General features: G+C 44.2%; 9 protein-coding genes. 4 read left to right on the forward strand and 5 right to left on the reverse strand.

Translation table 11 applies throughout. The features are described from left to right. Positions 1 to 5: 5 nt before the first annotated feature. Positions 6 to 587 carry a Holliday junction branch migration protein RuvA gene (ruvA, locus tag KN811_RS10545; protein WP_187965781.1) on the reverse strand — a complete coding sequence of 194 codons (582 nt, stop codon included), beginning with the start codon at positions 585 to 587 and terminating at the stop codon, positions 6 to 8. 357 nt (positions 588 to 944) lie between these two features. On the opposite strand from ruvA, the gene KN811_RS10550 reads away from it, so the two are divergent. Further along, positions 945 to 1,781 (forward strand): universal stress protein, encoded by an 837-nt coding sequence (locus KN811_RS10550; RefSeq protein WP_187965780.1) that lies wholly within the window; start codon positions 945 to 947, stop codon positions 1,779 to 1,781. A gap of 497 nt (positions 1,782 to 2,278) precedes the next feature. Next, positions 2,279 to 2,728 (forward strand): cupin domain-containing protein, encoded by a 450-nt coding sequence (locus tag KN811_RS10555; RefSeq protein WP_187965779.1) that lies wholly within the window; start codon positions 2,279 to 2,281, stop codon positions 2,726 to 2,728. Between the two features lie 703 nt (positions 2,729 to 3,431). Here KN811_RS10555 and KN811_RS10560 read toward each other — a convergent pair. The 4 genes from KN811_RS10560 to KN811_RS10575 form a co-directional block, all read right to left on the reverse strand. Continuing rightward, positions 3,432 to 4,118, reverse strand: a complete 687-nt coding sequence (locus KN811_RS10560) for a response regulator transcription factor (RefSeq protein ID WP_187965778.1) — start codon at positions 4,116 to 4,118, stop codon at positions 3,432 to 3,434. Then, a complete protein-coding gene (locus KN811_RS10565; RefSeq protein ID WP_187965777.1) occupies positions 4,115 to 4,771 on the reverse strand; it encodes a sensor histidine kinase in 657 nt (218 codons plus the stop codon). Before KN811_RS10565 ends, KN811_RS10560 begins: the two co-directional genes overlap by 4 nt. 95 nt (positions 4,772 to 4,866) lie before the next feature. Beyond that, positions 4,867 to 5,493, reverse strand: coding sequence for a hypothetical protein (locus KN811_RS10570; protein ID WP_187965776.1), 627 nt, complete (start codon positions 5,491 to 5,493; stop codon positions 4,867 to 4,869). A 14-nt stretch (positions 5,494 to 5,507) separates the two neighbouring features. Beyond that, positions 5,508 to 6,287, reverse strand: coding sequence for a hypothetical protein (locus KN811_RS10575; RefSeq protein ID WP_187965775.1), 780 nt, complete (start codon positions 6,285 to 6,287; stop codon positions 5,508 to 5,510). A 794-nt stretch (positions 6,288 to 7,081) separates the two neighbouring features. On the opposite strand from KN811_RS10575, the gene KN811_RS10580 reads away from it, so the two are divergent. Together KN811_RS10580 and KN811_RS10585 are read left to right on the forward strand one after the other, a co-directional pair. Next, positions 7,082 to 9,946 (forward strand): TIM-barrel domain-containing protein, encoded by a 2,865-nt coding sequence (locus tag KN811_RS10580; RefSeq protein ID WP_187965774.1) that lies wholly within the window; start codon positions 7,082 to 7,084, stop codon positions 9,944 to 9,946. Positions 9,947 to 10,000: 54 nt separating this feature from the next. After that, positions 10,001 to 13,993, forward strand: coding sequence for a hybrid sensor histidine kinase/response regulator transcription factor (locus KN811_RS10585; RefSeq protein WP_187965773.1), 3,993 nt, complete (start codon positions 10,001 to 10,003; stop codon positions 13,991 to 13,993). Positions 13,994 to 14,170 lie beyond the last annotated feature (177 nt).

A 14,170-nucleotide genomic window follows, 5' to 3' on the forward strand; every position in this document is an offset into this window, starting at 1 on the left:
ATTTACTATAGCATTTTAAGCGCGTTTTTGATGATGTCTTCTACACTTAAATCTTGTGATCCCTTGACAATTTTATCAACAACTTTCTCGGATTGTTTCCGGGCAAAGCCCAGGACTTCCAATGCCGATAATGCCTCTTCCCTGCCTGTACCACCCTGGCCTACTGAGGTTTCTTCCATTCCGTATATTTTCAGCACCTTGTCTTTAAGGTCCAGTATAACACGCTGTGCGGTCTTGGCCCCTATACCTTTAACACTCTGTATAGCTGCAACATCGTTGGCTGCTATGGCATCCCTGACCTGAACGGGGGTCAGGGAAGAGAGCATGGTACGGGCCGTACTGGTGCCGATCCCGGACACCGAGATCAGAAGCCGGAAGACATCGCGCTCCGCCTTATCGGCAAAGCCAAACAAGGTATGCCCATCCTCCCTGATATGGAGATGGGTATAGAGCTTTAATTGTTCCGTATCGGGTATCCTGGAATAGGTGTGCAGGGAAATATTCAAATAATAGCCCACTCCATTACAATCTATGACTACATCGGTAGGGTTCTTCTCTACTAATCTGCCTTGAATGTGTGTAATCATGTAAATTAGGTTAGTAGATCAAATGTAATAAAATATTTCTCAAAAGAGGTATTAAATACAGGGTCTGGTATGAATATATTTACAAATCCGGAGACACAGCATCTTTAAGCCCGGAACGATTCCCGGTGATTTGCAGTCATTTGTAGTAATTTATAGTGATTTGCGATAACTGGTAATGATTTGAGATGTTATATTCTCCCCGTAATCCGCGTCAATCTTCTATCAACATCTGCAAACCCCGATCCATCCGGGGGCATTTTTCACCCGGTATCAAGCCTATTCCCCGATTTGGCGATAACTTTTAATTCCACTCATTTTTTCGTACCTTTAATAGGCCAACTATAAATCTTCGCAACCATGAAACGTATTTTGGTCCCCACCGATTTTTCCGACGAAGCGGAATTCGCACTGGATGCAGCAGCCCAATTTGCCAGGAAATTCGGTTCGGAGATATACCTTTTGCATATACTGGACCTCCCCATTCCTATGGCCACCAGCGAAACGGGAGAGCTTCCGGAAGCCATATTCTTCATGAAACTGGCCCACCAGAAATTCGAATTCTTTATTGACAAACCTTACCTCAAGGGAATTACAGTGCATGAAACCGTTGAATCTGACAGCATACCATATGGCATATCACAGGCTGTGGAGACCAATGCCATAGATATGATCGTCATGGGATCGGGCGGAGCATCGGGGCTTAAGGAAATGTTTGTCGGGTCTAATACGGAAAAGGTGGTACGCACCGCCGAAGTTCCGGTATTCACCGTAAAGTCGCGGACAGACCTTACGGATATCGAAAGCATGGTCTTCGCTTCGGATTTCTCTCCGGAAACTGCAGAACCCTACAAAAAAGCCATAAGTTTTGCCGAAAAGTTCGGAGCTACCTTGCATCTGCTTTTTGTAAATACTCCCAATAACTTTGTCACCACACGCGAAGCCGAAAACAGGATGAACCTGTTCATAAAGAACGGAACGCCTCAAAAATACACGCTAAACATCTATAATGATCAGACCATTGAACACGGCATCATCCATTTTGCCAGGGCTGCGGGAGCCCGTATCATCAGTCTCAGCACTCACGGGCGTAAAGGGCTTGCCCACTTTTTTAACGGCAGTATCAGCGAGGACCTGGTAAATCATGCCATGAGGCCTGTAATTACGTTTAAAATTCCGGAAGAACCCCAGGAATAAAGCGGAACAGGCTTCAGAGATTTTCAGAAAAACAACTGAAGTCATTAACCTTGCAGCCTTACCTCAAAACGACATCCTAAAAAATCCTCACATCTATTTTGGATACAAGGACACAACTACGGCCCGATTTTACTTTAAAAAGCCCGACATCCTTGTTTAAGCCCGGTCTTTTCCTTTTCTAAATATTAAGATGTTGATTTATCAATATTTTTCCCGCTTCATATCATCTTATTTCAACTAAAAACCCCTGGTTATCCGGTCATTTACCATTTTGCAGATCATGTATTGCCCAATATTCATAAGTCGCCTTTAGGCTTGCCTCCTGAATATTTGAATAAATCAAGGGACTGTCTAAGAAGTAAAAGGTTTTCTTTAACTAGTTTAAGTTTTTTCTGCTAAACGCAAAATACCTTTGTTATGTATTACAAACCCAAAGGATATCTGTTGAAGTATTCGGATATCTCAAATAAAATGTATAACACTTTAAAACAAAAACCATGAAAAACTTTTTTCACACTATTCCGTTCTTAGTATTTTGTATCATCAGCTGCACAACTGTTTCGGCACAGCAGGATCAAATGGATAAAAATATGCCGATCATTAAAGTGGTATCTGCCATCGATATTGCAGAAAAAGTCGACGGAAAACTGATGAGGAGCTCTACGCTCGATGTTACTTACGGCCCCGGAGGAGGAGCTGTTCCCCACCGGCATCCCGGGGCAGTATATGGCTATGTCCTGGAAGGGGCGCTCGAATTTAAGGTAGAAGGCAAACCATTGCAAACGCTCAGGGCAGGAGATGCGTTCTATGAGCCCACCATGATCCTGCACGAAATAGGACGCAATCTGAGCGATACATCAAAAGTTCGTTTTATTGCTGTCATCGTCCATCCCCGTGATGCCAAACAACTGGTTATTCCGGAAAACACAGACAAGACTGAAGACTAATGCATCCAAACTACTGATCCACAAGCTGGTTTTAAACACTCATTAAGATCGTTCATATTTTTCCCTGATGGGGTAAGATCATACGGCCATATCAAAAGACTAAAATTTTGATATGCCCTCTTTTGTACTGAAAAAGGGCCTGCAATTAAACACCTTATACCCTTTTTTGATGTTTTTGGCCCTGTTACTTATCAATATAAATAAATGTAAAAATTAAACATCCTCAGGTCTGTGCTGATCAGTGTTATATTAATGTCATTTGTATGGATCGGATGTCCTTCTCTAAAACTAAAGCTCCCATTGCCGGGGCCACCGGGATGCGCAATACACCATCTTCGCAAGTCATCCATCTCATTCCTGCTCATTTGGTTGTCTGCAAAACTACAATTAAACTGAGGCCCCTTGATGGCACACTGAATGGTCACGTCTCCATTATCGGCAGTTTCACGAACTATATTTCCCGGAGTATTTATGATATATTGGTGATACGCCGCCGTTATGCATTCTATGACTGATCGCAAAGTTAAATGCACCATGTCCTTATTCTTTTAATTTCCTTGTGTGGAGGATCGTTGTTGATTTTTCAGATGGCATCATGAGTTCACAATTTGATTTGAAGCTCCATCAAAATGAACCCGCACAAAGTAATAATATGAAAATCAAGGATTTTAGAGTAGAAATTACCAAATTGTATTTTCCGTATTTATACGGAACCGAAGTGTTGAGCAGGGATATAGATCTCGTTAGCTATGGCATAGACCACAAGCCCAACCGTGTTTTTAGCGCCGATCTTTTCCAATATCCTCTGCCTGTGGCTTTCCACAGTACGCTTACTGATAAAGAGTTTATCGGCAATTTCCTGGTTTGTAAATTCCGAACAAATGAGCTTTATAACCTCTATTTCCCTATCGGACAGGCTATCGACAGGGCCGAGGCCAGGTTTTTTAGATTTGTTCCTCACATAATCTACAAGCATCTGATGATCTTTTGGAGTGAAGAAAACACCTGTCTTATAAACGGAATCTATAACTCTAAAAAGCTCTTCCCTGCTAGAATGTTTTGGTATAAAAGCAGAAACCCCCATCTTTATCATATGCCCGAACATGGTATTCTTATAGTGCGAAGAAAGAATTATAATTTTCAGATCGGGATATTCTTCTTTTAATTTTTCTACCAGCTCAAACCCGTTTATGGGTTTCATCTGAATATCAACGAGTACCACTTCCGGAAAATTCTCAGCAGAAGTATTGGACAATTGCATCAGGAATTCACTGCCGTCCTCTGCAGTTAAGACAACAGATATTTCCTTCAGGTTGGATAATAGCGCTGTTAATCCCTCCAGGAATAAAGATTCGTCGTCTATTAAAGCAATTTTGATCGGTATACTCATGATGGTTTAGGTATTACAATTATTAGCCGGCACCCGTTGTTTTTTCTGCTTTTCCATTTGTATGAGGCGTTCAGGGCCTTTATCCGCAATGCTATATTTCTGAGTCCCATCCCCCTTTCTGAAGAATCGATCTTAAAACCAATTCCGTTATCGGAAAGGATCACGCATAGCAGATCTGCCGAATCCCTGAGATGGATAAGCATTTCCGTGGTTTTGGAATGTTTTATGACATTGCTGGTGAATTCCTGGATTATCCGGTAGAGCTGTAATTCAAACACAATATCTTTTTGGGTGTATTCGTGCCTGAGGATCAATCGCACAGATAAGGACAATTCTATATTGGCTATTAATTCTTCTATGGTGAGTATAAGCCCAAAGCGTTCCAGGTTTACCGGATATAAAGAATGAGAAATATTTCTTGTGGTGTCTATCAATTCAGGGATCTGGCTACTAATGATCTTTTTTGTCCGTTCACTATCCCACGTATCAGGGTTATTTAGCCATACGGACAATATATTCAGCCTGTTACCAACATCGTCGTGTAGCAGAACAGCAATGCGTTCTCTTTCACTTTCCTGAACCTCGACCTGTTGCTTTAAAATATCTTTTTGATGTTTGATCTCCTGTTGGTATTGCAAATTCCTCTCTTTCATTATTTTCTTGACAAAGGCCCTGTAAGCAAGTAATGAAAAGGTTATGATCATTGTCAATGCAACGATCATGAGGACTATATAGGTGGTATTTAAGGTTATTTCTTTAATCGTAGAAAAATATAACACGATACTCCATAGAGAACAGATGATAATATATTATTCATCCCCCACACCACAGATGCGCTTTGTGGGTTTAGGTCCGTCAGTTGATGCAATAATAAAAAAAGGAACAAAGAACTCAGGTAATACAGGAACAGGCACCCGTAAATGGTCAAAAACCGGTTTTCTTTTTCAAAATGCCTTAACCCTCTGATCAAAGTGTAACCGGCAAAACACGCTATGGATAAATGCGAAAATACTTTTCCGTAACCTGCCGTTACATTTTGGTTGTTAAACCATAACGTAGCCGCTTCCACAAAGATAAAAATAGTTATTAATCCGATGGGGATATACCATTTATAGCTAAGCCTTTGTGCCACCACAAACATACTTATCAGCAGAAAAAATTCGCCCCCTGCATAAAACGGATATATAAAACCGGTGTTTTGGACATAAGCCAAGATCAGTATTTCTGTCAGTAACTCTACACCAACAATAAAGCCTAAATAACAGATATACCATTTGCCTTCTTTATGTAGCGCGGATAGTTTTGCACCCCCAAGTAAAAACGCAATGATCAATAAGCTATTGGAGAGGATCAGGGTGCCGTAATAAAAATACATTTTAATATGTTGGGTTAGCTAAAAAGATCTTCGTCTGGTGGTTCCCTGCAAAATGGCGGGCAGGGCCGCGACCAATCGTACGTATTGCTAACCGTTTCGGCGCCCCGGGCATTAATTGTTGACCTCATCATCTGACCTTGCATAGTGGTACTATTAACGGCAACAAAAATCAGAACAGGTATCAGCCTGTTATAAATGTCTGAATTTTTCAATGCAAAAAGGCATATAACCCCATGATCCTCGATACCCTCAATTAAATCGGCAAACGGAACGGTGAATGTATTGAAAATTCTTTTTCCTTTATAATCCGTACATTCATGATAAAACCAGTCCAGACACTGGTCTTTCCATTGTTCAACTTCACTCAGGGAAATACTTTCGGTAATGGCAGGTTCGTTATATACAGGTAATTCCACCTCTTCGCATACAGATTTAATTTTAAGATGTTTAGACAGCGTAATCTTTTTAACCGATACGGTTTCCTCTTTTTCTAATAAGATCAGGTCTTTATCCAGGGGGGTCAAAGGAATTGCCAGATAAGAAGAAAGGTCTTCCTCTTTTCCCTTTTTATCCAATGGCACAACAATTAAAACAAGTTGCGCGTCATGTACTCCGATATAAGTGTAAAAACGCTTATTTTTATTGTGTTTATTTACCCAGTCACAAGATTTACGATCAAAATGAAATACGGAGGTCGGACTAATTAAATTTTTAATTTCAGAATAATCGGCTTTGCTGAGTTTCCAGGCCTCAATAGCCTGTTTACATTCGTTTTTTGTTAAATTTTGGTTCATGGTTATGGTTTGTTGGGTTTGGAGTATTGTAATTCACATCTAATATAAGTTTTTTTAACGTATTCTTTAATAATAGAAAAAAAATTAACTTTTAATGTGTTGGTTTATAGTATTTTGCACTGGAAAGAACAGGCCGTTACCCACCATCAGACAAACGTTTAAATCCCAGCTTAAAATTAAATAAAAGGACCGGGCAGGCTTCCCTCCTTGTTAAAGTCATTCCAATAAAAAAATCCCGCCTTTCGAAAGAAACGGGATTTTGTTTTTTTGCAGTTGGCCTACAGGGTCTGCAATCGAACAATCCATTCCACTTTTACTGTTCTTAAACGACTTGAAAAAGGAAGAATCTCTAAAGAAAAAACCTCCTAAAAGAAAAACTGAAAACAAGATATAGAGAATCCCTTTAATCAATGAACTCGTTTAAACTTTTTCCAATTGGCTGCAAACTGGACAAATTATACAACTTTGGACTTGTCCAGTCGGGTGGACCCAACGATACAAATCTCGAACCAGTTTTTAGAGGATTTGCAGCTCTTGGCTGATTTGACTACTTGATCGCTCCTGTTTTGAGACTTGGAAAGAGTCGGATGGCCTAAATAAACTACGTATTCATCAAGGTGGCGTGCTGTTTTTTACGTTTTCTTCCCTAACCATAATGTGAATTCGATTTAAACCTCCCTTGGTTCATAAAATTCATAACACCCCCCATTTAGAAACATAAGGACCCTGCCCATGCATTTTTTTATCAGAGATTTGAAGCCTGAATATTTTGTTGAATCCCTTTCCGATACCAGATGAAAAACCCAAAGAAACTATTGAATTTATTGGTACCGTTGATCTTTGCTGCATGTGCCGAATCTCCTTATCAAAAGACTGATGACGGTGTAATTATCAATGTAAAACAACAACAGGAAACCGGGACCCGAAAGGTTCGTTTGCAGGTGTTGGGGGAAGAACTGATCCATGTTTCCGCTACCCCCGAAAAGGAATTTCCCCGGGATTCCAGCCTGATCATTGTCCCGGGGCTCCGGACAGTTCCTTTCACCATAGACGATACCGGTGATTCCATCACCCTGAGCACGGCAAAACTGAAAGCAGCAGTATCCAAATCGGATGGCGGTACACGGTTCAAAGATAAAGCCGGCAAGGTAATACTGGCCGAAAAGCAAGGTGGGGGCAGGTCATTTACGCCCATTGAAGCAGGCAATACAAAAGGCTACTCGATAAGGCAGCTGTTCGAATCTCCTGACGACGAAGCCTTTTACGGCCTGGGGCAGCACCAGTCCGATGAGTTCAATTATAAGGGCAAGAGCGAAGAGCTGTTCCAGTACAACACCAAGGTATCCGTACCTTTTGTGATTTCCAACAAAAACTACGGCCTCCTGTGGGACAGCTATTCCTTAAGCCGTTTTGGTGACAGCCGGGAGTACAGGCAATTGAATGAAACATTTACATTATATGATAAAGAAGGGCAACAGGGCGGGTTAACAGGCACCTACGTATCCCCTGCCCCGGAAAGACCGAGACTGGAACGCAAAGAAGAGTCTCTTTACTTTGAGGACATAAAGGGCATAAGGAATTTACCTGAAAATTTCCCCTTAAAAGATGCCGATGTAACCTACGAAGGTGCCATAGAGGCACCGCATAACGGTACCTACCGGTTTATCCTGTATTATGCCGGGTATGTCAAGGTCTATATGAACGACGAATTGGTGGTGCCCGAACGCTGGCGGACCGCCTGGAACCCGAACAGCTATAAATTTACGTTCGACCTGGAAGCCGGTAAAAAGGTACCGTTGCGCATCGAGTGGAAACCCGACGGGGGAAAATCGTACCTGGGCCTAAGGGTGCAGCCGCCCCTGGAAGAAGAAGAACAGAACAGCCAGGTGTGGTGGAGCGAAATGAATAAGAAATTGGATTACTACTTTGTGTATGGCGAATCCATGGACGAGATCATCGAGGGTTACCGGACACTGACCGGAAAATCCCGGATCATGCCCAAATGGGCCATGGGCTTCTGGCAAAGCCGGGAACGATATAAAACCCAGGACGAAATACTGGGTACACTCCAAGAATTCCGGGACCGCAAAATTCCGATCGACAATATTGTCCTCGACTGGAACCACTGGCCCGAAGATGCCTGGGGAAGCCATGAATTTGATAAAAACCGTTTCCCGGACCCGAAAGCCATGGTAGATTCCATCCATGCCATGCACGGAAAAATGATGATCTCCGTATGGCCCAAGTTCTATACAACAACAGAACACTACAAGGAGTTTGACAATAAAGGTTGGATGTACCGGCAGGCCGTGAAAGACAGCATCCGGGACTGGGTAGGCCCCGGGTACGTAGGCTCATTCTACGATGCCTATGCTCCCGGTGCCCGGAAGCTGTTCTGGAACCAGATATATGAACATTACTACCCATTGGGCATAGATGCGTGGTGGATGGATGCCAGCGAACCGAATATACTCGACTGTACGGATATGGAATACCGCAAAGCCCTTTCCGGCCCTACGGCCCTGGGCTCTTCCACGGAATATTTTAACGCTTATGCACTGATGAATGCAGAAGCGATTTATGAAGGACAACGCGGTGTCGACCCCGATAAACGTGTTTTCCTGTTGACCCGTTCAGGTTTTGCCGGGTTACAAAGATATTCCACAGCTACGTGGAGTGGTGATATTGCCACCCGCTGGGAAGATATGAAAGCCCAGATCTCTGCCGGCCTCAATTTTGCCATGAGCGGCATCCCCTACTGGACCATGGATATCGGGGGCTTTTGCGTGGAAAGCCGCTATGTCGATGCACAACTCGAATACGACAGAAGCGGAAAGGAAAATGCCGACCTGAAGGAATGGCGCGAACTCAATGCCCGGTGGTATCAGTTTGGCGCTTTTGCCCCCCTGTACCGGGCACACGGGCAGTTCCCGTATCGCGAGCCCTGGCATATCGCCCCGAAGGGGCACCCGGCATACGATGCCATTTTGTACTATACCCGTTTGCGCTACCGGTTGATGCCTTATATCTATACCCTGGCCGGAATGACCTATTTTGAAGACTATACCATAATGCGCCCATTGGTCATGGATTTCGGGCAGGACAAAAAGGTAGAAAATATAAGTGACCAGTTTATGTTTGGCCCTTCATTTATGGTATGTCCCGTTTATAAATACCAGGCCCGGAGCCGGGAAGTTTATTTTCCGGAAGGAACAAACTGGTACGATCTCTACACAGGGCAATCCATAGAAGGAGGACAGCGGTTAAAGGTGGATGCACCCTATGACCGTATTCCGTTATACATCCGCGAAGGGGCTATCATCCCGGTCGGTCCTGATATACAGTACAGCGATGAGAAACCGGCAGAAACCATTGTGCTGTATGTCTACCGGGGGCAAAACGGCAATTTTACACTGTATGAAGACGAAGGGGTAAACTACAATTACGAAAAAGGAGATTATTCAACCATCTCTTTTAATTATAATGACGCAGAGGGAACCCTCACCATCGGAGAGCGAAAAGGAACATTTGACGGAATGCTCAGGGACCGGAAATTCATCATTGTTCCGGTGAGCAGGGAAGACCCCAGGCCATTTCAATACACCAATCAGGGAAAACAGGTAGATTATGACGGGAAACAGCAAACCATAAAATTGTAATTGTTACATTTTTTATATCTTAGGCGGCCCCTGTTTTTTCAATGAGGCGAGGTGATGAGAGCATTTGTTAAAATATTCGGCATACTTGTTCTGAGTCTGATGGTTACCATTCAGGCAACAGCACAATCTCCCTACATATTCCATCACTTGACCACCGGGGACGGACTTTCCAACAGCCATGTCAACGCTATTCTAAAAGACAGCTACGGGTTTTTATGGGTGGGAACGGCATCGGGATTAAACCGCTATGATGGCTACGGATTTAAGACCTACACCGCAAGGCCCGATGAGCCCGGCACAATGTCCGCAAATAACATCTGGGAATTGCAGGAAGACGGCCTGGGTAATATCTGGGTCAGGAGTTACACCTATATGGTGTATAACCGCGACAAGGACAATTTCATTACGGATGTCCCCGGCTTTTTGAAGGATCTGGGTATTACCGTAAACCGCAATTACAAAGTTTACGTAGACAGGAAAAAGGACCTGTGGATATTGAGCGGACAAAAAGCATACTTGTACGATACCCGTAAAAAGGCCCTGAAGACCTTCAACATCAAAGTGCGGGTGGATGAAGTGGTAACCGCCGGGTTAAGTGATAACGGGAACACTTTGTATGGCATGCTGAAACCGGGATTTTTGTGGCAGATGGATAAACACACCGGTAACCAGGCGGTATTTGAATTAAAACATATCACAAAACCGGAATGGTACAACAAAATATATGCCGATAGCCGCGGCGGGTTATGGCTGCTGTCCGGCAGAACCGACCTGATCTACTACCGGAAAAGCCCGGATTCGGATTGGAAGGAATTGCTGTTGAGTTCCGTTAGCGGGTCCCGCCGCAATAGAGTATTAAATATGCTGGACGATGAGAACGGCCGCATCTGGATAGGTACCGACCACGACGGGTTGTTTGTATATGACCGGGCTACCGGAGCGCTGACCAATCTGTCGGAAGACCCGGCCATAAATTCTTCGGTCGCATCCAATAATATCGCGTGCCTGTATAAAGATGACAACGGAATTATATGGACGGGCCATAACAAGAAAGGCATTTCTTATTATCACCATAGCTTTCGCAATATCTTGAATGAAGAAGACCCGGATTGCCGGAATGTCAGCGTCATATTGGAAGACCGACAAGGCAATATCTGGCTGGGCACAGACGGAAAAGGGTTGTTTCTGAAAGAGAAAACCAAAGAAGATAAGATCAGGAAACTACCGCTGCAAAGCGGTGTTATCGTTTCTTTACTGGAAGACCGTAAAGGACGGATATGGATCGGAACCTATATGGACGGCCTTTTTTGCTATGAGAACGGAAAATTCAGTCACTTCACCAAGGATAACAGCGGGCTGGCAGGCGACAATATCTGGAGTTTGGTGGAAGACCGGTATGGAAATTTATGGATAGGCTCCCTGGGCGGAGGGATACAATGCCTGCGCCATGAGGAAGGGAACATGAATGCCCTCGCCACGGTGTGCGAAGAGACGAAACACCCGATGGATATGTATTACGACAACGGGGACAAACTGTACATCGGTACGGTCTACGGGCTCTATGTCGTCGATATCACCACCGGAAGCCATGTTATCCATACGGGAAACCACGGGGGGACGCAGCATTTCAATAAAATGCTGATATCCAATGTGTATAAAGATTCGAAAGACAATATCTGGCTGGGGCACCCGGAAGGACTGACATTATGGGATCTGAAGAAAGATACGCTCTATTTCCTGGGTAAAGACACCGGCCTTACCGATAACCTCGTCCAGGGTATTATTGAAGATAATCACCGGAATATTTGGGTAACCACGAGTAATGGCCTGTCCGTTCTTTCCACCGAACGCGATAGCCGGGGTGTTACGAAAGTCAGTTACAGGAATTTCTCTTCCAAAGACGGGTTCAAGGACAACCATTTTAATAATAACGCCATTTATAAACTCCGCAACGGAGATATTCTTTTGGGCGGAGTTGAAGGACTGACCGTTGTGAACCCGAACAAAATGGCCGAAAAAAACCAGCCTCCGGCCCGGGTGATCTTTACGGGGCTGAGCGTCGGGAACAGCAGCGTTAAGGTAGATTCGCTCTATAAAGGAAATAAGCTGCTGAAACACCCTATGGAGCAAACCGACTCGTTGACCTTCCGGCACAACGATAAACAGATCTCCATACAGTTCACTACCGGTGACCTGCTCCATGCCGACAAGGTAAAATATGCCTACAAGCTGGAAGGATTTGACACACAATGGCTCTACACAAAAGACCATAAAATTGTGTTTTCCTCCCTGGCACCCGGCAGTTACAGGCTCTTCGTCAAAGCCAGTAACAGTGATGGCGTGTGGAATAACGAGGCCTCGGTACTGAATATCACGGTTATCCCGCCCTTTTACCTGTCGGGATGGGCAATTGCTTTATATGCCGTATTGGCAATCGGTTTTATCTCGTTTATTGTTTACCGGACCAGGAAACATCACCGCAACAAATTCGAACAGCAAAGGATACAATTGAGACGTAAGCAGGAAGCCAGTCTCAACGAAATGAAGCTCAGGTTCTTTACGAACATAAGCCACGATCTTCGCACCCCGCTTACCCTTATCACCACCCCGTTACAGGCCATATTAAACCAGGAATTGGAAATGGGGTTACGCAAAAAACTGACCACGGTAAACAAAAATGCAGAACAATTGCTGTCGCTGATCAATTCTTTGCTCGATTTCCGTAAGCTCGACACAGATGCCGAATCCTTGCACTTGCGCCAAGGTAATTTCGTGGCTTTTATGGAAGAAGTATGTGCCCCCTTCCATGTTTATGCCGTTGATCGTCATATCAATTTTTCCTTTTCCGGGGAGCTAAAAAAACTTTCCATGCAGTTCGATCCGGATAAAGTGCAGAAGATAATGCTGAACCTGCTTTCCAACGCCTTCAAATTCACACAGGAAGGAGGTGAGATCGATGTCCGTGTATACTGGGAAGAAGACCATGTATGCGTCGATGTTTCGGACTCCGGCCCGGGTATTGGGGATAGCCATAAAGAACACATCTTTGAACGGTTTTACCAGGGGCTGCAATTGCAGGAAAGGACAGGCAGTGGTATCGGCCTTCATATCGTAAGCGAATATATCCGTATGCACGGCGGCACCATTACCGTAAAAGACAACATCCCGCAGGGCAGTACGTTCACCTTTACGCTCCCGGTAACCGAAACCGGGGAGACGGAAGAACTGAGCCCCGAAGAAGTTTCTGCCGATGACATTGCAGAACAGGTAGACATGCAAGACCGGCCCGAATGCCCGGTACTGCTGTTCGTTGACGACAATAAGGATCTATGCGGGTTCATGGCCGACAGCCTGTCGGACGACTATACCGTACTGCTTGCCACTAACGGCAGAGAAGCAATGACACAGCTGGAAAAACACGACGTTAATGTAGTGGTAAGCGATGTGATGATGCCTGTTATGGACGGTATTGCGCTTTGCAACCGCATCAAGACGAACATACGATGGTCCCATATTCCCGTGATCCTGCTCACCGCCCGTACAGCCGAAGAATATGAAATAAAGGGACTGGAAACGGGTGCCGATGATTACCTGACCAAACCGTTCAATTTTAACCTGCTGAAACTGCGTATCCGCAAGTTCCTGGAGTGGACGGAAAAATGCCATCTTTCATTCAGTCAGAAGATCGATATCTCTCCCGGTGAAATTACCATCACCTCCCTGGATCAGCAACTAATCGAAAAAGCCATAAAAGCGGTAGAAGAACATATCGCCGACCCGGAATTTTCCGTAGAGGAACTGGGCAGCGAGATCGGGCTCAGCAGAAGCCATTTATATAAAAAGCTGATGAGCATCACCGGAAAAGGACCGGCTGAGTTTATCCGCACCATTCGCCTGAAACGGGGCAGGCAGCTTCTGGAAAAAAGCCAGATGCAAATTGCCGAAGTGGCTTATAGTGTAGGCTTTAATTCACCAAAAAGGTTTACCATTAATTTCAGGAACGAATTCGGCATCTCACCTTCGGAATACCTGCGCAGCATAAAATAGAACGATTTCTTAGAAACTCCCCTAATTTTTTAACAATACATCATAAAATTGGCCGGATTTTTATGGAAATGCGGCAGGATAACACATTACTCTCCCTTATTAAAAACATAGCGGACCCTGCCCCGGCAACAGAAATAATACTTTCACAACTTTGAACGACCACTAAAAAGGTCACTA

It is taken from the genome of Sinomicrobium weinanense, from assembly GCF_018863395.1.
Taxonomy (GTDB): domain Bacteria; phylum Bacteroidota; class Bacteroidia; order Flavobacteriales; family Flavobacteriaceae; genus Sinomicrobium; species Sinomicrobium weinanense.

Excerpts from the sequence above, each read along its gene's own strand:
- ruvA (WP_187965781.1), bottom strand. The coding sequence starts at position 587 with ATGATTACACACATTCAAGGCAGATTAGTAGAGAAGAACCCTACCGAT.
- KN811_RS10550 (WP_187965780.1), top strand. The coding sequence starts at position 945 with ATGAAACGTATTTTGGTCCCCACCGATTTTTCCGACGAAGCGGAATTC.
- KN811_RS10555 (WP_187965779.1), top strand. The coding sequence starts at position 2,279 with ATGAAAAACTTTTTTCACACTATTCCGTTCTTAGTATTTTGTATCATC.
- KN811_RS10560 (WP_187965778.1), bottom strand. The coding sequence starts at position 4,118 with ATGAGTATACCGATCAAAATTGCTTTAATAGACGACGAATCTTTATTC.
- KN811_RS10565 (WP_187965777.1), bottom strand. The coding sequence starts at position 4,771 with ATGAAAGAGAGGAATTTGCAATACCAACAGGAGATCAAACATCAAAAA.
- KN811_RS10570 (WP_187965776.1), bottom strand. The coding sequence starts at position 5,493 with ATGTATTTTTATTACGGCACCCTGATCCTCTCCAATAGCTTATTGATC.
- KN811_RS10575 (WP_187965775.1), bottom strand. The coding sequence starts at position 6,287 with ATGAACCAAAATTTAACAAAAAACGAATGTAAACAGGCTATTGAGGCC.
- KN811_RS10580 (WP_187965774.1), top strand. The coding sequence starts at position 7,082 with ATGAAAAACCCAAAGAAACTATTGAATTTATTGGTACCGTTGATCTTT.
- KN811_RS10585 (WP_187965773.1), top strand. The coding sequence starts at position 10,001 with ATGAGAGCATTTGTTAAAATATTCGGCATACTTGTTCTGAGTCTGATG.